The sequence below is a fragment of the Bradyrhizobium sp. A11 genome (genome assembly GCF_042077125.1).
In the GTDB taxonomy this organism is placed as follows: domain Bacteria; phylum Pseudomonadota; class Alphaproteobacteria; order Rhizobiales; family Xanthobacteraceae; genus Bradyrhizobium; species Bradyrhizobium japonicum_B.
This window is the reverse complement of the sequence record NZ_CP149509.1, coordinates 6,736,934-6,756,598: the sequence shown is the minus strand read 5'-3', so window position 1 is coordinate 6,756,598 and position 19,665 is coordinate 6,736,934. Positions and strand designations below refer to the sequence as shown.

Sequence of the window (19,665 nt, the reverse complement as noted above, 5' to 3'; positions counted from 1 at the left end):
CTGCATCACCCCTCGACTGTCGCAGCTTCCGTTGTTGCCCCAACTCGAACGCCGGCCATCGCCGGCACCAATTCAATCGGGAGACTCTCCATGTCGAAGCGCATTGCCTATCTCGCTGCCGCCGCCTTCAGCGCCCTGGCCATCACCGCGACCGTCGTCGCGCCCGTGAGCGCCGAGGAGAAGACCGTCATGGTCGGCGGCGCCGCGATGTTCCCCTCGAAGAACATCGTCCAGAACGCGGTCAACTCGAAGGATCACACCACGCTGGTGGCGGCGGTGAAGGCCGCGGGCCTGGTGCCGACGCTGGAAGGCAAGGGCCCGTTCACGGTGTTCGCGCCGACCAACGCCGCCTTCAGCAAGCTGCCGGCCGGCACCGTCGACAACCTTGTCAAGCCCGAGAACAAGGCGACGCTGACCAAGATCCTCACCTATCACGTCGTGCCGGGCAAGCTCGCGGCCGCCGACCTCTCTGACGGCAAGAAGCTGAAGACTGCAGAGGGCGAGGAGCTGACGGTCAAGAAGATGGACGGCAAGGTCTGGATCGTCGATGCCAAGGGCGGCACCTCGATGGTGACGATCTCCAACGTCAACCAGTCGAACGGCGTCATCCATGTGGTCGACACCGTGCTGATGCCGGCGACGTAACACCAGACGATCCTGTTTCATCCCTGAACAGGATGGTTTCAGACCGCGAGCCGGGGATATCCGGCTCGCTTTTTTGTGACCACAATAGCCCGGCGGCATCGATTCGATGGCCGGCAGGGCGTAACGAAAAGCGAAATACCGGCGTATAATTGCTGTCGCACGGACGTTCAGGACGGAACCATCATGGCGAGCCTCACAGTCACCGACGAGCAGGTCGGAGCCACCCCGGCCAAAGTGATCCAGCCGGCCTGGGTCCGGGTCATGCATTGGATCAACGCCCTTGCCATGATCCTGATGATCCTGTCGGGCTGGCAGATCTACAACGCCTCGCCGCTGTTCGACTTCCGCTTCCCGCGCGAATACACGCTCGGCGGCTGGCTCGGCGGCGGCCTGCTCTGGCATTTCGCGGCGATGTGGCTGCTGATGATCAACGGCCTCGCCTACCTCGTCACCGGCTTCGTTACCGGCCGCTTCCGCAAGAAACTGTTCCCGATCACGGCGTCAGGGGTGCTCCGCGACGTCAGGGCCGCCCTGACCTTCAAGCTCGGCCACGACGATCTCACGGTCTACAATTATGTGCAGCGGCTGCTCTATGCCGGCATCATCGTGGTCGGCGTGCTGATCGTGCTGTCGGGCCTTGCGATATGGAAGCCGGTGCAGCTCTATTACCTCGTGATGCTGTTCGGCGACTATCCTGCCGCGCGCTATGTCCACTTCTTCTGCATGGCCGCGATCTGCGCGTTCCTGGTCGTTCACGTCTTGCTCGCGCTGCTCGTGCCGAAGAGCCTGCGCGCGATGATCATCGGCCGCTGAGGAGGAGACTATGGCGAAGCGCCCGTTCCTGATTCCAGGCGTCGACAGGCGGCTCCTCATCAAGGATTCCCTCAAGACCATGCCTGACGTCACCCGCCGCCGCTTCATCGCGGGCGGCGCCAGCCTGGGCGCGCTGACGCTGCTCACCGGCTGCGACGTGATCGACTCGTCCTCGGCCGAGACCATGCTGGCGAAGGTCTCGAAGTTCAACGACGCCGTGCAGGCCTGGATGTTCAATCCCGACGCGCTGGCGCCGACCTTCCCCGAGAGCGCGATCACCAAGCCGTTCCCGTTCAACGCCTATTACGATCTCGACGACGCGCCCGATATCGATGCCGCCGACTGGAAGCTCGAGGTGCGCGGCCTCGTCGACAACAAGAAGTCATGGACGCTGGACGAACTCCACAAGCTGCCGCAGGTCACGCAAATCACCCGTCACATCTGCGTCGAGGGCTGGAGTGCGATCGGCAGCTGGACCGGCACGCCCATGCGCGACTTCCTGAAATTGATCGGCGCCGACACGCGCGCGAAATACGTCTGGTTCCAGTGCGCCGACAAGGACGGCTACAATTCGCCGCTCGACATGCGCAGCGCCCTGCATCCGCAGACCCAGATGACGTTCAAATATGCGAGTGAGATATTGCCGCGGGCCTACGGCTTTCCCATGAAGATCCGCGTGCCGACCAAGCTCGGCTTCAAGAACCCGAAATACGTGGTCTCGATGGAAGTCACCAACGATTACAAAGGCGGCTATTGGGAAGACCAGGGCTACAATTCGTTCAGCGGGAGCTAGCCCCGCTGCCGTAGGGTGGGCAAAGGCGCGAGAGCGCCGTGCCCACGATCTCTCCCGATCGCGAAAAATGCGTGGGCACGCTTTGCTTTGCCTACCCTACGGCACCGGCTGTTTGGCCACCTTCCGCTGGCACAGCGCCGCCACGGCGCCCAGCGCCAGCAACGCCGCCGATACATTGAGCGCGTAGCTCAGGCTTCCCAGCGCATCCGTGATCGCGCCGACAACGATCGGGCCCAGCGTCTGGCCGACGCCGAACGAGATCGTCATCGCCGCGATCGCGGTCGGCCACACCTCTGGCGGATAGTTGAAGCGCACGAACGCGGTGGTCGAACCGACCACGGCGAAGAAGGCGACGCCGAACACGATCGCCGAGACCGCAAGCCATGCCGGCGAATGTCCGAGCATCGGCAGGGCGGCACCCAATGCGTTGGTGCCGAGGATGATGGCGGTGGCAAGCCCGCCGCGATCGAGCGCCAGCACGCCGCGCCAGGCCCAGGGCGTGACGAAGGCGCTGAGGCCAATGAGGCCCCAGAATCCCGCCTGCGCCGCGGCCCCGCCGCCGCCGTCGCGCACATAGGCGATCATGAAGGTCATGTAGGCGATGTAGCCGGCGCCGAACAGGAAATAGCTGGCGAGGTAGATCAGCACGGGCAGGATCGCGAACGAGGCCTGACCGCCGTCCGAGAAGCGGACATCGCTCTCGATCCGGATCAGGAACAGCGGGATCGTCATCGCGACTGACAGCAGCGTCAGCGCCCACCACACGATCCACCACGAGCCCGGCCCGAAATATTGCAGCGTGAACGGGGCGATCAGCCCCGAGGACAGAATGCCGATGCCGGGCCCGGCATAGAACAGGCTGAGCAGGAAATTGGCCCGCGCGGGCTGCGTCTGGGCAATGGTGGCAGCGAGCGCGCCGCCGGCGACGAAGCCGGCCGCGGCCCCGAGCCCCAGCACCAGACGCGCCAGGCTCAGCGCGACGAAATTCTCTGTCAGCGCGCAGGTCGCGAGCGCGACGACGCAGGCGAGGGTTCCGCCGCGGATGGCCGCCGCCCAACCGACGCGCTGGATCAGGCGGGACGCTGCAAGCGCGCCCACGAGATAGCCGACGGCGTTGATGGTGTTCATGAATCCGGCCGCCGAGTAGGACCAGCCGAGGTCCTCCCGCATGTCGGGCAGTACCAGCGCATAGGCAAAGCGGCCGATGCCGAGCCCGACGGTGGCGGCCAGCGACAGCGTCAGGATCAGCCGCGCGGGATGCGCGTAGGGCGGGGCGCGGTCGGGTGCGTGCAAGGGGGGTACTCCGGCGTATCGCAGTGTGGCAGGCCCCGCCCGCCTTGCACAGCCGCACCCCGGCAATGGTGTCTTGCCAAGCGCGCAACGCCGCTCTAGCACTCCGGCCGAAATTCACGAGATGCCGTCATGCCCGGCCTTGTGCCGGGCATCCACGTTCTTCTGCACTCGAGGCAAGGACGTGGATGGCCGGGACAAGCCCGGCCATGACGAAACGGAGGAAGACCGACCATGGCGACCCACAAACTGCTGCTGCTCCCCGGCGACGGTATCGGCCCCGAGGTGATGGGCGAGGTGAAGCGGCTGATCGACTGGCTCAATTCGGCCGGGATCGCCAGCTTCGAGACCGACACCGGCCTCGTCGGCGGCTCCGCCTATGACGCGCACAAGGTGTCGATCTCCGAGGGCGACATGGCCAAGGCCAAGGACGCCGACGCCGTGATCTTCGGCGCGGTCGGCGGTCCCAAGTGGGATGCCGTGCCGTACGAGGTGCGCCCCGAAGCCGGCCTGCTTCGCCTGCGCAAGGATCTGGCGCTATTCGCCAACCTCCGCCCCGCGGTGTGCTATCCGGCGCTGGCCGATGCCTCCAGCCTGAAGCGTGAGGCGGTCGAGGGCCTCGACATCATGATCGTGCGCGAGCTCACCGGCGGCGTCTATTTCGGCGAGCCCAAGACCATCACCGATCTCGGCAACGGCCAGAAGCGCGCCATCGATACCCAGGTCTACGACACCTATGAGATCGAGCGCATCGGCCGCGTCGCCTTCGAGCTTGCCAGGAAGCGCAAGAACAAGGTGACGTCGATGGAGAAGCGCAACGTCATGAAGTCGGGCGTGCTCTGGAACGAGGTCATGACGGCCGTCCACAAGCGCGAATATCCTGATGTCACGCTCGAGCACCAGCTCGCCGATTCCGGCGGCATGATGCTGGTGAAGTGGCCGAAGCAGTTCGACGTCATCGTCACCGACAATTTGTTCGGCGACATGCTGTCCGACATCGCAGCGATGCTGACGGGCTCGCTCGGCATGCTGCCCTCGGCTTCGCTCGGCGAAGTGGATGTGAAGACCAAGAAGCGCAAGGCGCTGTACGAGCCCGTGCACGGCTCGGCGCCTGACATCGCAGGCCAAGGCCTCGCCAATCCCATTGCGATGATCTCGTCCTTCGGCATGGCGCTGCGCTATTCCTTCGACATGGGCGCACTCGCCGACAAGGTCGATCAGGCAATCGCCGCCGTGCTGGCCAGCGGCCTGCGCACCGCCGACATCAAGTCGGAGGGCACCACGGCCGCGTCCACCACGCAGATGGGCGAAGCGATCCTGAAGGAATTGCAGAAGCTGCACGCGTAAGCGGGCGCAGCTCTCGTAAGGTGGGCAAAGCGCAAGCGTGCCCACCACTTCTTTCCCATAGCAAAGAGATCGTGGGCACGGCGCGCAAGGAGCGCGCCTTTGCCCACCCTACGGCACCTTCCCAAACAAAAATGGCCGGGCTCTCGCCCGGCCATTTTGATTCGAGAAGGATCCGTCGCTCAGTACAGCGGGAAATTCTGCGGATAGCCGCCGACATCCTGCGGCGGCGAAAGCGGCTGGCGGTCGATCGGGCGGTTGAGATTCTCGCGGGCGAAGGACGGATAGCCCACGGCCGGCGGGAAGGCGTAGTCGGTGTACTTGCGGTCGCCCGGATTGACCTCGGTGCCGCCATCGAGCCAGGAGCGCTTGCTGACATAGATGCGGGTGCGGCCCTGCTGGTAGACCGCGTTGGGTCCACCAGGGCCGTAATAGGGCCGGCCGCGCTCGTCATAGCGCTTGGTCTTGTTGTCGGCCGAGGCCGGCGTCGCCAGGAACACGGCAGAGGACATGGCAATCACGGCGCCCGCAGCAAACAAGGTCGCCAATTTGGCAGAGAATTTCGAGCTCATCACGTCCCCTTCAAGCGGCGCACCGCCAGTCGATTTCACCCCATACTAGCCCGGCCGGGGTCAGCGCAACTAGGTCTATTGGGTCACACCGGCGCGGAATAATCGTGGGCGCCGGCAAAAGTTGCATCAATACCAGCCACTTGCTCAGCTCACTTGGACTTGATGCCGCTCAAAGCGCCCCGCGCAATTGCGCATTCGCGGTGCCCAGCAGCCAGTCTGGCGAGCCCTGGAGGTCGCAAGCCCGGCGCTTCAGCTCGGCCTGGGCGAACAGGCCCGCCAGCTTCGGCTCGTTGCCGGAGGTCAACAGCGTCAGCCGGTTCAGCGTGCAGGCGATGGCGGCGCGCTGGGCGGGCAGGGTGTCGCCCTGGCAGGAGAAGCCGGAGATCTGCAAGGCGGGCTCCTCGCTGCGCTTGAGGTAGCCGAGGCATGATGGCGTCGTGCCGGTCGGCCGGAACAGCGCCACGGGACCGAATTTCGTCTCGATCAGGCCGGCCTGCTCGAGCGGGGTCGCCGCGTCCAACCCCATTTGGACGGCAAGGTCCAATGTTGCCGGACGGGTCACGTCGAATTCGCCGCCCTCCCGATAAATCTCGAGCTCGGCCAGCACCTTGTCCGCCGCGCCGGTCCAGCGCATGACGTCGCGGCGGCCTCCTTCGGGATGTCGAAGGATGGTGTAAGAGCCTGTTTTCTCTGACGAATCAAGCCGGCTGAGGGCGAAGGCCGGCTGCGAGCGGTCGGCCACGCTCCAGCTGAGTTTCGGCGCCAGCTCGTCGTCGCGCAGATCGGGCAGCTGGCCGAGCGCTGCAAGGCCAAGGATGGCAAAGAGCGCGAGCGCCCCCACATAAGCGATCAGCCGCGCCAGCGTGCCGACGACCTCGTCGGCGAAGGCCGCCAATGCCAGATGGAGGCTGGTCCGGGTCGAGATTGCGGCCGTGCTGGCCTCGGGCGACTGCATCCACGTCCCTAAGGCATGGTCCACGTTGTCTTGAGGCCGGTTCTCGCATAGAAGCGCTGCTCTTCCTGTTTAAGCGTCAGCTTCAGGAACGGGCTTTTTCACCGGAGAGTGAACGATGGGTTACAAAGTCGCAATCGTCGGCGCGACCGGCAATGTCGGACGGGAAATGCTCAACATCCTGGATGAGCGCAAATTCCCCGCGGACGAGGTCGTGGCCCTGGCCTCACGCCGCAGCATGGGCGTCGAGGTCTCCTATGGCGACCGCACCCTGAAGGTCAAAGCGCTCGAGCATTACGACTTCTCCGACGTCGACATCTGCCTGATGTCGGCGGGCGGCGCGGTGTCGAAGGAATGGTCGCCGAAGATCGGCGCCGCCGGCGCTGTGGTGATCGACAATTCCTCGGCCTGGCGCATGGATCCGGACGTGCCGCTGATCGTGCCCGAGGTCAACGCGGCCGCGACCGAAGGCTTCAAGAAGAAGAACATCATCGCCAACCCGAACTGCTCGACCGCGCAGCTCGTTGTGGCGCTCAAGCCCCTGCACGACAAGGCGACCATCAAGCGCGTCGTGGTCTCGACCTATCAATCGGTCTCGGGCGCCGGCAAGGACGCGATGGACGAATTGTTCTCGCAGACCAAGGCCGTCTACACCAATGACGAGCTGGTCACGAAGAAATTCCCCAAGCGCATCGCCTTCAACGTCATCCCCCACATCGACGTCTTCATGGAGGACGGCTACACCAAGGAAGAGTGGAAGATGATGGCGGAGACCAAGAAGATCCTTGATCCCAAGATCAAGCTCACCGCCACCTGCGTGCGCGTGCCGGTGTTCGTCGGCCATTCCGAGGCCGTCAACATCGAGTTCGAGAATCCGATCAGCGCCGACGAAGCCCGCGAGATCCTGCGCAAGGCGCCCGGCTGCCTCGTCATCGACAAGCAGGAGCCCGGCGGCTACGCCACGCCGTATGAAGCCGCCGGCGAGGACGCGACCTATATCAGCCGCATCCGCGAGGACGCGACGGTGGAGAACGGCCTCGTGCTGTGGTGCGTGTCCGACAACTTACGCAAGGGCGCGGCCCTCAACGCGATCCAGATCGCGGAAGTGCTGATCAACCGCAAGCTGATCAGCGCGAAGAAGAAGGCGGCCTGACGCTGCCGATAGGGTGGGCAAAGGCGCGCTCTTCGCGCGCCGTGCCCACCATCTCTTTGCTATAGGAAAGAATTGGTGGGCACGCTTCGCTTTGCCCACCTCACGACGGCGTCACTCGCCATTCGCGTTCTTGAATTCCTTCGCGACCTTGTCCAGCACGAACAGCGATCCCTCCGCGACGCCGAAATAGGCGCCGTGGGTCTGCATCTGGCCTGATTCCACGGCCTTGCGCACGAACGGGAAGGTCATCAGGTTTTCCAGGCTGCGGAACACTGCGGCCTTCTCGATCCGCTCGACGAACTGCGCCATGGTTTCGTGGTCGCGCTGCTCCACCACCTCGCCGGGCTTGATGAACATCTGCATCCATTTGCCGATGAAGTCGCCCGGCGTCAGCGGCTCGATCTTGTCGACGAAGGCGCGGATGCCGCCGCATTGCGCGTGGCCGAGGATGACGATGTGCTTCACCTTCAACACCGTCACGGCATATTCCAGCGCCGCCGAGACGCCATGGGCGGCGCCGTCGGGCTGATACACCGGCACCAGGTTGGCGATGTTGCGGACGACGAACAATTCGCCCGGCCCGACGTCGAAGATCACCTCGGGCGAGACGCGGCTGTCGCAGCAGCCGATCACCATCACTTCCGGGAACTGCCCCTTTACCGACAGCTCGCGATAGCGGCTCTGCTCGGTCGGCAGCCGCTGGGTGGCGAAGGCCTTGTAGCCTTCCAGCAAATGCTTCGGGAATGTCATCATGGCCTATGCCTAATCATATACCGCTGGGGCGAACAAGCCTTTCGAATGAGCAGGCCAGATGCTATCGGCTCCGGCCACAATAGGTTCGAGGAAACCGGAAGGAACGCACGCATGACCCGCCCGCGCCGCAGCCATCTGTTCATGCCCGGCTCCAATCCCCGCGCGCTGGAAAAGGCGCGCCACCTCGCCGCCGACGGCCTGATCCTGGACCTGGAAGATTCCGTTGCCCCCGATGCCAAGGCGGTGGCGCGCGACGGCATTGCCGCCGCGATCGCAGCCAAGGGCTTTGGCAAGCGCGAGATCCTGATCCGGACCAACGGCCTCGATACGCCCTGGTGGGCCGACGACGTCGCCATGGCCGCCAAGGCCTCGCCTGACGGCATCCTGGTTCCAAAAGTTTCAAGCATCGAGGATCTCGACACCATCGGCCTCCGCCTCACCGAGCTTGGCGCCGCGCCGACGGTGAAGGTCTGGGCCATGATCGAAACCGCGCGCGCCGTGCTGCATGCGGAGGAACTGGCCGAGGCCGGGCGCGATCCGTCGCGGCGTCTCTCCGGCTTCGTGTTCGGCCCCAACGACATCTCGCGCGAGACGCGGATCAGGATGCTGCCCGGCCGCGCCGCGATGCTTCCGATGATCACCCATTGCATCCTGGCGACGCGCGCTCACGGCCTCGAGATCCTCGATGGCCCCTACAGCGACATCGCCAACCCCGACGGCTTCGCCACCGAATGCGCGCAAGCCCGCGATCTCGGCTTCGACGGCAAGACCCTGATCCATCCTTCGCAGATCGACGCCTGCAACGCGATCTTCACCCCGCCCGAGGAGGAGGTTGCGCGCGCGCGAAAAATCATCGCCGCGTTCGAGCTGCCGGAGAATGCCTCGCGCGGCGCGATCCGCCTCGATGGCGCGATGGTGGAGCGCCTGCACGCCGACATGGCCAGGCGCACGATCGCCATCGCGGACGCGATCGCCGCGATGGGGAAGGGTTGAGGCGGCTTTGCTGCGAATTCAGCGGCAGCGTCGTCGAGTCACTGCCGTCTTCTCGCGTTCCTCAGAGTTTCGGATGGCAGCTCACCGACGGCTTGCCGATATTCCGAGGCGAAGCGGCCGAGATTCTGGAAGCCGCATCTGTACGCCACGGCAACGACGCTGGTCTGCTCGTCGGGCCGCCGCAACAGCTCCGCGGCCCGCTGGATCCTGAAACGCCTCGCGCACTGGCCGGGTGATCCCCGTCCGGCATCGGAGAACTCGCGGAAAATCGTCCGCATGCTGACATTGGCAATCCTCGCGAGCTTCTCCAGGTCGAGAGGCTCGTCCCAATGCGCCTCGATATAGGATTCCACGATGTCGACGACGGACCGGTTGGCGCCTGGTGCGGGGCGCAGCAGCCGGCCGGTAAAATTGTGCTGGTGCGCCAGAAGGACCCGGACCATCAGCGCCCGCTCGAGCTCGGCGATGGCGATGGGCGAGTAATCCCGTCCGAATTTTTCCAGCTCCTCGGCAAACCTGAAGACGTCCTGACGCACCTGCGTCATTGCCGCCGGATCCGCTTCGTCTTCCGTGAAACGCAGTGTCGCGTCGCTGCTGTCGCCGAGCATTCCCTTCAGCAAACGCTCGAGTGCGCCGGCCTCCATTCTCAGCACCAGCTGGCGGTAGCCCGGCGCAAAGTCGAGATCCAGCCTGGCCTCGCCGGAGATGATCGGACTCGAGGCTGAGATCGGCTGGCTCTTCCCTTTGGTCCTGAAAGTCGCGGCACCCTGAATGGAGAAGAACTGGCGGAGAATCGAGGATTCGGGAAAGGACAGCGACGCTGCACCTTCATAGGCACAGAAGGCGATGCCGATCGATTGCAAGCGGGCAAAGTTGGCATGGATGCCGAACTCACCGCCATGCTTTTCGAAGCGGTCGGCGCCATACGTGGCGAACAAGCGGTCGCGTGCGAACTCGCTGTCGCGGGACTGAAGCAATGGATACCGGTTGAGAAAAGAAACGGAGCCCAAATCAGAAACCTCTGACGAGAGAAATTAGTGCATCGCCATTCGGGCGCTACCAATTGGAAATTGCATCAAGGGCGCCAGGCGCAGCTTGAGTCTTCTCGGAGCGTGCATCTGAATCGGCTGCGACAAATTGTCTGGACACGCACATAGCGGATCGCGGCAGCGAAGGATGGTTGATTGATGCCGATCGTTGCCGAATTCCGATAGCGATCTTAGGCCGGCGTTCGCAGTTCAAGGCCTTGGCGTGTCAGCAAGGCTCCGGATGTCTCCAGCCGGTTAATCGCACTGGCAGAATCCGGCCATTGTGTCTTCGATCGGACAAATACTCTGATAATTCGATTCGTATACCTCGTGCATGTGCGGGGTTACGAAGCGGACGAACGATTGGTCCTCACGAAATTCCGAGCCAGACCAATGAACATTGCAACGGTTTGCAAGCGCACGCGCTGCAAACGAGCATCAATCTCGGAGCTATCAAAATGTTCGGCCGTATATCCCGCCCCGATGCCCAAGCCCGGATTGACGCAATCGGCCGTTCGCAGGCCATGATCGAATTCAACCTTGATGGCACGATCGTCACGGCCAACAAGAACTTCCTCGACGCCCTCGGCTATCGGCTCGACGAGATCCAGGGCAAGCATCATTCCATGTTCGTGCCGGCCGACCAGCGCGACAGCGCCGAGTACAAGGCGTTCTGGGCGGCATTGAACCGTGGCGAGTATCAGGCGCGGGAATTCAAGCGGATCGCGAAGGATGGCCGTGAGGTCTGGATCGAGGCATCCTACAATCCGGTGCTCGACGGCAACGGCAAGACGGTGATGGTCGCCAAGATTGCGACCGACATCACCGCGAAGAAGATCCGCAGCATGACGGATGCCTCGAAGATCGCCGCCATCGGCCGCGCCCAGGCCGTGATCGAGTTCAGGCTCGACGGCACCATCGTCACGGCCAACGAGAATTTCTGCAAGGCGCTCGGCTATTCGTTGTCCGAGATCGAGGGCAAGCACCACGGCATGTTCGTCGCCGAGGCCGAGCGCAACGGCGCCGCCTATCGCGAGTTCTGGGCCAAGCTCAACCGCGGCGAATACCAGTCCGGCGAGTTCAAGCGCATCGGCAAGGGCGGCCGCGAAATCTGGATCCTCGCCTCCTACAACCCGCTGCTCGACGAGAACGGCAAGCCCTTCGGCGTCGTCAAGTTCGCGACCGACGTGACGGCGGAGAAGCTGAAGAACGCCGATCTCGCCGGCCAGATCGCGGCGATCGACAAGGCCCAGGCCGTGATCGAGTTCAACATGGACGGCACGATCGTCACCGCGAATGCCAACTTCCTCGGCGCGCTCGGCTATTCGCTGGCCGAGATCAAGGGCCACCATCACAGCATGTTCGTCGAGCCCAGCGAGCGCGACAGCAGCGCCTATCGCGAGTTCTGGGCGGCGCTCAATCGCGGCGAATACCAGGCCGCCGAATACAAGCGGATCGGCAAGGGCGGCAAGGAGGTCTACATCCAGGCCTCCTACAATCCGATCATGGATCTCAACGGCAAGCCGTTCAAGGTCGTCAAATACGCCACCGACGTCACCAGGCAGGTGCTGGTCCGCATGGGCAACGAGCGCGTGCGCGGCATGATGGAATCGGTCGCGGCGGGTTCCGAGGAGCTCAACGCCTCGGTGCGGGAGATCTCCGAGGCGATGACCAAATCGCGCGAGACCGCGATGAGCGCGGTGGATCAGGTCGCCACCGCGGACGCGCAGGCGCAGCGCCTCACGGAAGCCGCGCAGGCGATGAGCGGTATCGTCGAGCTGATCAACAACATCACCGGACAGATCAACCTGCTCGCGCTCAACGCCACGATCGAATCGGCACGCGCGGGCGAAGCCGGCCGCGGCTTCGCGGTGGTCGCTTCGGAGGTCAAGAGCCTCGCCAACCAGGCCAAGCAGGCCACCGACAAGATCGGCGCGGAGATCGGCAGCCTCAACGGCATTTCCGGCGACGTCGTCAGCGCGCTCGGCGCGATCAAGCAGGCCATCAACAATGTCAGCGAATATGTGACGTCGACGGCCGCGGCGATCGAGGAGCAGAGCACCGTGACGAACGAGATGTCGACCAGCATGCAGCGCGCTGCGGCGGAAGCGGCGGCGATGGCAGCGCGGGCTTGATCAAGCCGCCACGGATATCTAGGATGCAGGTTGCGGCCGCCGATGCCTGGTGCGGCCGCATTCCTGTGATTTAGATCACACAATCCGGGAGGTTGCTTCGGTAAATTTGCGTCGCTTAAATAACGCTCCCAGTCCTCGATATCGCGCGTGGGCTTTCATATGCTTCGCAAATTACTTTATTGCCTTGCACTTCTTGTTCTCGCCGGGCCTGCAGCCGCCAATGATCGCGCCAAAGGCGAGGCGAACGCTGCGATTGCCACGGCTTCTGAGGCGATACGGCGAGATTCCCAGGACGCGAACGCGTATTACAACCGCGGAAACGCTTATGCCGCCAACGGCGATGCCGACCGTGCCATAGCCGACTACACCGCGACGATCCGGCTCGATCCGGCGCACGCCAATGCCTATTACAATCGCGGCAATTCCTACAGCAGCAAGGGCGATACGGAGCGTGCGATCGCGGACTATTCGGCGACGATCCGGCTCGATCCGGGCTACGCGAACGCTTATTACAACCGGGGCAATGCCTACAGCAACAAGGGCAACACCGATCGCGCCATCGCCGATTATACCGAAGCTGTGCGCCTGCAGCCGGCCAATGCGAACGCGTATTTCAACCGCGGCAACGCCTATGGCCGCAAGGGCGAGACCGACCGGGCCATCGCGGACTACACCGAAGCGATCCGCGCGGATTCCACCTATGCGAACGCCTATCTCAACCGCGGACTGGCCTACGAGAAGCGCGGCGATTTCGCCAGGGCGAGGGCCGACTTCAACGCCACGCTTGGCCTAACCCATACCGCCACGAGATGGGCTCTCGACAAGGCACGGGAGCGGCTTGCCGTCCTGCCTTCGCCGCGACCGGCAACGATCTTGGTGGAGAAGACCGGCGTCGCTCCGCTTGTCGCGGTGCCCGGGGCTGCGAACACTGATCGCCGCATCGCTCTCGTCATCGGCAACTCCGCCTATGAAAACGTCGCCGCCCTGCCAAACCCCGTGCGCGATGCAAGCCTCGTCGCCGACGTGCTGAAGCTCACCGGCTTCGAAGCCGTCACTCTGCTGACCGATCTGCGCAAGGATGCCCTGGTGAATGCCTTGCGCGAGTTCGCGGCACGTGCGGAGACAGCGGACTGGGCCGTGGTGTATTATGCCGGACACGGCATGGAGGTCGGCGGCATCAATTATCTCATTCCGACGGATGCGAAGATCGCGGCGGATCGCGAAATCGCGTTTGAAGCCGTGCCGGTCGATCAGGTTCTCAATGCTGCGGAGCGCGCCAGGAAGCTGCGCCTCGTCATCCTCGATGCCTGCCGGGATAATCCGTTCGCAGCCCAGATGAAGCGCACGATGACGGTCGCGTCGCGTTCGGTGTCGCGGGGTCTCGCCCCCGTCGAGCCGGAGGCGGGCACGTTGGTGGTCTATGCCGCCAAGGATGGCGAGACCGCGCTCGACGGCGACGGGAGCAACAGTCCGTTCGCTGTCGCCTTCGTCAAGAACGTTCCGACGCCGGGTCTCGAAGTCCGCAGGCTGTTCGACTTCGTTCGCGACGACGTCATGGAAGCAACCGGCCGCAGGCAAAAGCCGTTCAGCTACGGCTCGATCTCCGGCCGGCAGGACTTCTATTTCGTCGCCGGCAAATAAACTCCTACGCGACGCGCCTCAGCGCGGCGCCACGTCGGTGCGCTCGAGCGACTCCAGGGTCGAGGCATTGGCGCAATAGTCGTGGTAATGCTCCGCGGCGGTGCCGTCGGCGAGATCGCGGTCGCATTGTCCCTTGTGGTTGCACAGCGAGCACACTCGCTCCAGATCGCGGAGTAGCAGCGGTTGCGCGCGGCCGAGGCCTTCGGCGCTGATGCCGAGCTGCTCCAGCATCTTGGGCAGCTCGTCGGCAGAATGCTTGCCGTGGCGGACCAGCTCCTCCAGATCGTCGGGCGCGATCCGCAAGTCGTTCGCGATCCGGTCGAAATCGGCGCGATCGAGCTGACGCATCTCGCTGATCTCGCGGCGGTGCTTCAACCAGTCGGCAAAGGACTCGATGAGATCCTGGACGATGGGATAAGGCCTGCTTGCGGTGCTCATGGAAAGCTCCTTCGGACGGCGGAATTGGAGCGACTTAAGCACAATGTTGCAGGGGCGCGTTGCGCTGGATCAAACTGGGGGTGGTGAAAAGCGGTCTCGTGTCCCGGACGCGCTGCAGCGTGCAACGCTGCTGCGCAGAGCCGGGACCCATCTCACCGCTGTGCTGGGCCCCGGCTCTGCAGCGCACCGCTGAAGAAGCGTTGCGCTGCGTCCGGGGCACGAGAGCTACGCAAACCGCTCCGTCGCCCAGGCATACAGGCTGCCCGGAATCGGCTTTTCGCCGCCGCGGCCCTTGGGCGAGATGTGCAGGCCGATGATGTCAGGGTTGGTGACGAGGCCGAGATAGCTGGAGGGATCGAAGAACAGTTTCGGCTCGGCATGCACGGCGTAGAACGATTGCTTCGGCAGCGCGGATCCGAGCTCGCCGGTGCGGCGCGCCAGCGCGGTCAGTGCCGCGGGTCCGTAGATCGCGACGCGGATGTCCGCGAGGCGATTCGAGCCGCCGCGCAGGCGGCGCATCATGAAGGTGATGCGATGGCGCACGGAGAGCCAGTCCGGCGTCAGCTCCTCCTGCTGCATCAGCTCCTCGAAGGCGGCGACGATGCCGTGCCCGGGCGGCAGATAGACCACGGAATTGCCGAGCTGGCGCGGCCGCTCCCAGGCGAAGTAGGGTCTTGCCGGATCGATCTCGACCGGCTTGAGCAGCAGCACGTCGGCATCGAGCCAGAGGCCGAGGCCCTTCGCCATCAGCTTCATGCGGAAGAAGTCGCTGAACTGCAGAATGGTCCAGTCGCGCCAGCTGCCGTCCGGCTGCGGCGGCCGCAAACGTTCGGAGAATGCGTGCGGCAGGATCGCCTCGGCCTCCGCATTGGCGACGCCCGCCGGCAGGCCGGGAATGGGATCAAAGCTGTAGACCGTGACCTTGTGGCCGGCAGCCAGCTGCGAGCGCAGGCAGGTCTGGCGCAGCGCGTCCATCGGGCCATGCCAGAAGGTGACGATCTCGGGGAGCATGGGCAAAGCCATACAGGATGACGAGGGCAAAGAAAAAGCCCCGGCGCTGACCGCACCGGGGCTCGAAGCAGAGAGCGATCTCAGGCCCAGGCGCGTTCGCGCTTGAGCTTGTCCTCGTAAGAGTCGATCGAGGCCTTCTTCTCCATGGTGAGGCCGATGTCGTCGAGGCCGTTGATCAGGCAGTGCTTGCGGAACGGGTCGATCTCGAACTTGACCTTGCCGCCATCGGGGCCGCGGATCTCCTGGTTCGGCAGGTCGATCGTCAGCGTCGCGTTGGCGCCGCGCTCGGCGTCGTCGAACAGCTTGTCGAGGTCTTCCTGGCTGACGCGGATCGGCAGGATGCCGTTCTTGAAGCAGTTGTTGTAGAAGATGTCGCCGAACGAGGTCGAGATCACGCAGCGGATGCCGAAGTCGAGCAGCGCCCATGGCGCGTGCTCGCGGCTCGATCCGCAGCCGAAATTGTCGCCGGCGACCAGCACCTTCGCGTTGCGATAGGCGGGCTGGTTGAGCACGAAGTCCGGGTTCTCGCTGCCGTCGTCCTTGTAGCGCTGCTCGGAGAAGAGCCCCTTGCCAAGGCCGGTACGCTTGATGGTCTTGAGGTACTGCTTCGGAATGATCATGTCGGTGTCGACATTGATGATCTTCAGCGGCGCCGCGACGCCTTCCAGCGTGGTGAACTTGTCCATGGTTGCGCTTTCCCGCAGGTGGTCAGGGAGCCGCTATTTATCGTGTCCGGGGCCTGAATCCTAGGCCGAATTGGGCAGGGCTGCCTTACCTCTCCCGCTTGCGGCGTTTGGATCTGGTGCGGCGTCGGGATTTCACCTCTCCCCGCTGGGGAGAGGTGGAGACCATCACTTACTCCGCCCGCGCCTCGATCGCCTCCATATCGTCGTCCGACAGACCAAAATGGTGGCCGATCTCGTGGATCAGGACGTGGCGGACGATGTGGCCGAGGCTTTCGTCGTGCTCGGCCCAATAATCCAGGATCGGCCGGCGGTAGAGCCAGACCATGTTGGGCAGCCGCGCCACGTCGCCGAGGCTCTGCTGCGGCAGGCCGACGCCCTGGAACAGGCCGAGCAGGTCGAACTCGCTCTCGCAGTCCATCTCGTCCAGGACCTCCTCGGTCGGGAAGTCGTCGACGCGGATGATCACGCCTTTGCACAGGGCGCGAAACTCCGCCGGCAGGCCCTCGAAGATTTCGTGCGCCGTCACTTCCATCTCGGCCAGCGAGGGCGCTTTCAATTCCGTCCACATGGGCTTGTCTTAGCGCGGGTTTCTTGGCGATGCATCCCGCTTTATAAGCGCGGCGAGGTTGACGGGCGCCGCCAAAACGGGGAGCGTGGGGCTCGAGCGAGACGGTTCAGGTGGGCGAGAAAATGCGAGCAAAAACAGCGCTGACGCTACTGTGCATGGGGTTGTTTTCGCAGTTTTGCGTCGGCGCGGAGGCGCAGACGGCGGCCCCCGGTGTCAGGCTGGCGCAGGCAGCTACGCCGGACGACATCCCGCCGCCGCGCAAGCGGCCGCCGGCGCGCCTGCGCGTCACGCCCTATTACGCGCCTGACGGCGTCTATCCGCGCTACAATCCCGGTCCCGACGCGGTCCGCGTCTGCAACGCGACCTATGTGCAGGAATTTCGGCCGAGCGGCACGGTGATCGTGCCGCGTGTGAGCTGCCACTGGCGCCGCGGCTGAGGCGGCGCGCAGCCCGGTGGGGTGGTCCATGGCGAAATGGGTTGCGTTATCCGTTGCTGTCGCACTCGCCGCCGGCCTGACGCATGCTTTCGCTGCGCCAGCGATAACGATCCCGGAGGCCTCGGCGGGGATCGCCGTTTTCGATGCGCGGCGGCCTTCGCGAACCCAACCCAACGTGCGGCCTCTCGTGCGCCGCGATCCCCGCTATTATGCGCGGCCCGTCCACTACCGTCCCTATCCCTACGGCGTGCCCGCACCCTTCGTGTTCGGCTACGGCCCGTTCTGGTGAGTTGCTAGCCGGCGAATCCCTGCACCAGCAGCACGGTCGCCTGCGCGCCGGCCTTGCGGTCGCGCGAAATCTCCTCGTAGTCGGGTGAGTTCGAGAAGGCGAGGAAGGCGGCCTCGTCCGGAAACGACATCATGACGAGCTTGTCGTGCGGCCACGCACCTTCGAGCACGCGCGGATGCTCATCGGCGGCGAGCAGCCGTCCATTGAACTTCCTGAACACATCGAAGAAACGCGCCTGGTAGCGCTCATAGGCCGCGCGGTCGGTCATCTTCAGCTGCGCGATCGCATAGACGGTCATCTCCAAAACCCCTCTCGTCGCGGCACCCCGTTCTTGGAGCGCGCGCATGAAGATCGTGGATGACCGGAATACGCCCGGAACGCCGCTACAGCCAGTCCTTCAGCTTCCACGACGCGGCTTTCCACCGCATCAGATTGTCCAGCTTCCACTGCTTGAACATCGCCGGCGGCCAGCGGCTCAGCCGCGAGGTCTCTTCGATCTCGGGCTTCGCGACGATGCGCAAGGGCGCCGCGCGGCGGCGGTGCTGGCGCGTGGCCTCACTGATCAGGTCGACATATTCCGGCTTGTTGGCCATTGGTACGCGTCCTCGCGAAATCATCGCGAGGACGAGAGTGTCAGGCGATCGATTAAAGGCGGTTTGCCGCGATCGCTACAATTTGCAGAGCTGGCTTAGCGCCAGTCCCTGATATCGACGAAGTGACCGGCGATTGCCGCCGCCGCCGCCATCGCCGGCGAGACGAGGTGCGTGCGGCCCTTGAAGCCCTGGCGGCCCTCGAAATTGCGGTTCGAGGTCGAGGCGCAGCGCTCTTCCGGGGCCAGCTTGTCCGGGTTCATGGCGAGGCACATCGAGCAGCCCGGCTCGCGCCATTCGAAACCGGCCTTGATGAAGATCTTGTCGAGACCCTCGGCTTCGGCCTGCTCCTTCACGATGCCGGAGCCCGGCACGACCATGGCGTTGACATGCCCGGAGACGTGCTTGCCTTCCGCGATCTTGGCGGCAGCGCGCAGATCCTCGATGCGGCCATTGGTGCAGGAGCCGATGAAGATGCGATCGACCTTGATGTCGGTGATCTTCGTTCCCGCGGTGAGGCCCATGTATTTCAGCGCGCGATGCTTGGAGAGACGCTTGGCTTCGTCCGCGATCTTGTCGGGGTCCGGCACGATGCCGGTCACGGAGACGACGTCCTCAGGCGAAGTGCCCCAGGTCACGATCGGGGGCAGCTTGGCAGCGTCGAGACGCAGCTCGTTGTCGAAATGGGCGCCGTCGTCGGAGCGCAGCTTCTCCCAATAGCGCATGGCCGCATCCCAGTCCGCGCCCTTCGGGGCCTTCGGGCGGCCGCGCAGGAAGTCGAACGCCTTCTGGTCGGGCGCGACGAGACCGGCGCGGGCGCCGCCTTCGATCGACATGTTGCAGACCGTCATGCGGCCTTCCATGCTGAGCGCACTGATCGCATCGCCGGCATATTCCAGCACGTAGCCGGTGCCGCCCGCGGTGCCGATCTCGCCGATGATGGCCAGGATGATGTCCTTGCCCGTGACACCGTCCGGCAATTTGCCGTCGACGGTGACGCGCATGTTCTTCGCCTTCTTCTGGATCAGCGTCTGCGTCGCCAGCACGTGCTCGACCTCGCTCGTGCCGATGCCGTGCGCGAGCGCCCCGAACGCGCCATGCGTCGAGGTGTGGCTGTCACCGCAGACGATGGTGGTGCCGGGCAGGGTGAAGCCCTGCTCGGGGCCGATGACGTGGACGACGCCCTGGCGCTTGTCGAACTCGTTGTAATATTCGATGCCGAATTCCTTGGCGTTCTCGGCCAACGCCTTGATCTGCTCGATGCTCTCCGGATCGGGATTCGGCTTGGTGCGATCGGTGGTCGGCACGTTGTGGTCGACGACGGCGAGCGTCTTCTCCGGCGCGTGAACCTTGCGCCCCGTGGCGCGCAGGCCTTCGAACGCCTGCGGCGAGGTCACCTCGTGCACCAGATGGCGGTCGATATAGAGCAGGCAGGTGCCGTCCTCGGCTTCGTGCACCAGATGGTCGTTCCAGATCTTGTCGTACAATGTGGTCGGCTTGGACATGAGCGTCAGCTCCGAAGAATGTTGGTAGC

The 19,665-nt window shown here is 64.3% G+C and carries 22 protein-coding genes; 10 read left to right on the top strand and 12 right to left on the bottom strand.

Translation table 11 applies throughout. The features are described 5' to 3' along the window. The first annotated feature begins 90 nt into the window (after nt 1-90). From WI560_RS31760 to WI560_RS31750, 3 genes are all read left to right on the top strand, one after another. Nucleotides 91-645 (top strand): fasciclin domain-containing protein, encoded by a 555-nt coding sequence (locus tag WI560_RS31760; RefSeq protein ID WP_375157994.1) that lies wholly within the window; start codon nt 91-93, stop codon nt 643-645. Nucleotides 646-828: 183 nt separating this feature from the next. Beyond that, complete coding sequence (locus tag WI560_RS31755; RefSeq protein WP_257179240.1) at nt 829-1,458, top strand: cytochrome b/b6 domain-containing protein; 630 nt, start codon at nt 829-831, stop codon at nt 1,456-1,458. A gap of 10 nt (nt 1,459-1,468) precedes the next feature. Beyond that, nucleotides 1,469-2,251: a molybdopterin-dependent oxidoreductase gene (locus WI560_RS31750; RefSeq protein WP_375306308.1), complete on the top strand. Its 783-nt coding sequence runs from the start codon at nt 1,469-1,471 to the stop codon at nt 2,249-2,251. Between the two features lie 96 nt (nt 2,252-2,347). Here WI560_RS31750 and WI560_RS31745 read toward each other — a convergent pair whose 3' ends face one another. Next, nucleotides 2,348-3,544 (bottom strand): YbfB/YjiJ family MFS transporter, encoded by a 1,197-nt coding sequence (locus tag WI560_RS31745; RefSeq protein ID WP_375306307.1) that lies wholly within the window; start codon nt 3,542-3,544, stop codon nt 2,348-2,350. A 231-nt stretch (nt 3,545-3,775) separates the two neighbouring features. On the opposite strand from WI560_RS31745, the gene leuB reads away from it, so the two are divergent. Next, entirely contained in the window at nt 3,776-4,888 is a 1,113-nt protein-coding gene (gene leuB, locus WI560_RS31740; RefSeq protein WP_375306306.1) for a 3-isopropylmalate dehydrogenase, read from the top strand. Nucleotides 4,889-5,067: 179 nt separating this feature from the next. Here the strand turns inward: leuB and WI560_RS31735 are convergent, their stop codons facing one another. Beyond that, nucleotides 5,068-5,457, bottom strand: coding sequence for a hypothetical protein (locus WI560_RS31735; protein WP_375306305.1), 390 nt, complete (start codon nt 5,455-5,457; stop codon nt 5,068-5,070). Between the two features lie 169 nt (nt 5,458-5,626). Continuing rightward, nucleotides 5,627-6,412 carry a hypothetical protein gene (locus WI560_RS31730; protein WP_375306304.1) on the bottom strand — a complete coding sequence of 262 codons (786 nt, stop codon included), beginning with the start codon at nt 6,410-6,412 and terminating at the stop codon, nt 5,627-5,629. 115 nt (nt 6,413-6,527) lie between these two features. On the opposite strand from WI560_RS31730, the gene WI560_RS31725 reads away from it, so the two are divergent. Next, entirely contained in the window at nt 6,528-7,562 is a 1,035-nt protein-coding gene (locus WI560_RS31725; RefSeq protein ID WP_375306303.1) for an aspartate-semialdehyde dehydrogenase, read from the top strand. A 111-nt stretch (nt 7,563-7,673) separates the two neighbouring features. Here the strand turns inward: WI560_RS31725 and WI560_RS31720 are convergent, their stop codons facing one another. Further along, nucleotides 7,674-8,315, bottom strand: a complete 642-nt coding sequence (locus WI560_RS31720; RefSeq protein ID WP_257179247.1) for a carbonic anhydrase — start codon at nt 8,313-8,315, stop codon at nt 7,674-7,676. Between the two features lie 111 nt (nt 8,316-8,426). Here WI560_RS31720 and WI560_RS31715 point away from each other — a divergent pair, with 111 nt between their 5' ends. After that, the gene (locus tag WI560_RS31715) at nt 8,427-9,308 is read left to right on the top strand and encodes a CoA ester lyase (protein ID WP_028133316.1); all 882 of its coding nucleotides are present in this window, start codon (nt 8,427-8,429) and stop codon (nt 9,306-9,308) included. Nucleotides 9,309-9,346: 38 nt separating this feature from the next. Here the strand turns inward: WI560_RS31715 and WI560_RS31710 are convergent, their stop codons facing one another. After that, on the bottom strand, nt 9,347-10,246 hold the full coding sequence (locus WI560_RS31710) for a helix-turn-helix domain-containing protein (protein WP_375306302.1): 900 nt from the start codon (nt 10,244-10,246) through the stop codon (nt 9,347-9,349). On the opposite strand from WI560_RS31710, the gene WI560_RS31705 reads away from it, so the two are divergent. The 3 genes from WI560_RS31705 to WI560_RS31695 all read left to right on the top strand — a co-directional run bounded on the left by WI560_RS31705 (nt 10,187) and on the right by WI560_RS31695 (nt 14,112). After that, nucleotides 10,187-10,333 carry a hypothetical protein gene (locus WI560_RS31705; RefSeq protein ID WP_375308978.1) on the top strand — a complete coding sequence of 49 codons (147 nt, stop codon included), beginning with the start codon at nt 10,187-10,189 and terminating at the stop codon, nt 10,331-10,333. The genes WI560_RS31710 and WI560_RS31705 overlap by 60 nt on opposite strands. Nucleotides 10,334-10,794: 461 nt before the next feature. Then, nucleotides 10,795-12,471 (top strand): PAS domain-containing protein, encoded by a 1,677-nt coding sequence (locus WI560_RS31700; RefSeq protein ID WP_375306301.1) that lies wholly within the window; start codon nt 10,795-10,797, stop codon nt 12,469-12,471. Nucleotides 12,472-12,630: 159 nt separating this feature from the next. Then, the gene (locus tag WI560_RS31695; protein WP_375306300.1) at nt 12,631-14,112 is read left to right on the top strand and encodes a tetratricopeptide repeat protein; all 1,482 of its coding nucleotides are present in this window, start codon (nt 12,631-12,633) and stop codon (nt 14,110-14,112) included. An 18-nt stretch (nt 14,113-14,130) separates the two neighbouring features. Here the strand turns inward: WI560_RS31695 and WI560_RS31690 are convergent, their stop codons facing one another. From WI560_RS31690 to WI560_RS31675, 4 genes are all read right to left on the bottom strand, one after another. Continuing rightward, a complete protein-coding gene (locus tag WI560_RS31690) occupies nt 14,131-14,550 on the bottom strand; it encodes a hypothetical protein (protein ID WP_375306299.1) in 420 nt (139 codons plus the stop codon). 225 nt (nt 14,551-14,775) lie between these two features. After that, on the bottom strand, nt 14,776-15,561 hold the full coding sequence (locus WI560_RS31685; protein ID WP_375306298.1) for a hypothetical protein: 786 nt from the start codon (nt 15,559-15,561) through the stop codon (nt 14,776-14,778). Nucleotides 15,562-15,641: 80 nt separating this feature from the next. Further along, entirely contained in the window at nt 15,642-16,247 is a 606-nt protein-coding gene (gene leuD, locus WI560_RS31680; RefSeq protein ID WP_027573022.1) for a 3-isopropylmalate dehydratase small subunit, read from the bottom strand. A 169-nt stretch (nt 16,248-16,416) separates the two neighbouring features. Further along, entirely contained in the window at nt 16,417-16,815 is a 399-nt protein-coding gene (locus WI560_RS31675) for a metallopeptidase family protein (protein ID WP_375306297.1), read from the bottom strand. A 155-nt stretch (nt 16,816-16,970) separates the two neighbouring features. Here WI560_RS31675 and WI560_RS31670 point away from each other — a divergent pair, with 155 nt between their 5' ends. Continuing rightward, on the top strand, nt 16,971-17,252 hold the full coding sequence (locus WI560_RS31670) for a hypothetical protein (protein ID WP_375306296.1): 282 nt from the start codon (nt 16,971-16,973) through the stop codon (nt 17,250-17,252). Nucleotides 17,253-17,545: 293 nt separating this feature from the next. Here WI560_RS31670 and WI560_RS31665 read toward each other — a convergent pair whose 3' ends face one another. The 3 genes from WI560_RS31665 to leuC form a co-directional block, all read right to left on the bottom strand. Further along, the gene (locus WI560_RS31665; protein ID WP_375306295.1) at nt 17,546-17,839 is read right to left on the bottom strand and encodes a DUF1330 domain-containing protein; all 294 of its coding nucleotides are present in this window, start codon (nt 17,837-17,839) and stop codon (nt 17,546-17,548) included. Between the two features lie 85 nt (nt 17,840-17,924). Next, nucleotides 17,925-18,134 (bottom strand): hypothetical protein, encoded by a 210-nt coding sequence (locus tag WI560_RS31660; protein ID WP_375306294.1) that lies wholly within the window; start codon nt 18,132-18,134, stop codon nt 17,925-17,927. A 95-nt stretch (nt 18,135-18,229) separates the two neighbouring features. Next, on the bottom strand, nt 18,230-19,636 hold the full coding sequence (gene leuC, locus WI560_RS31655) for a 3-isopropylmalate dehydratase large subunit (protein WP_257178901.1): 1,407 nt from the start codon (nt 19,634-19,636) through the stop codon (nt 18,230-18,232). Nucleotides 19,637-19,665: the final 29 nt, after the last annotated feature.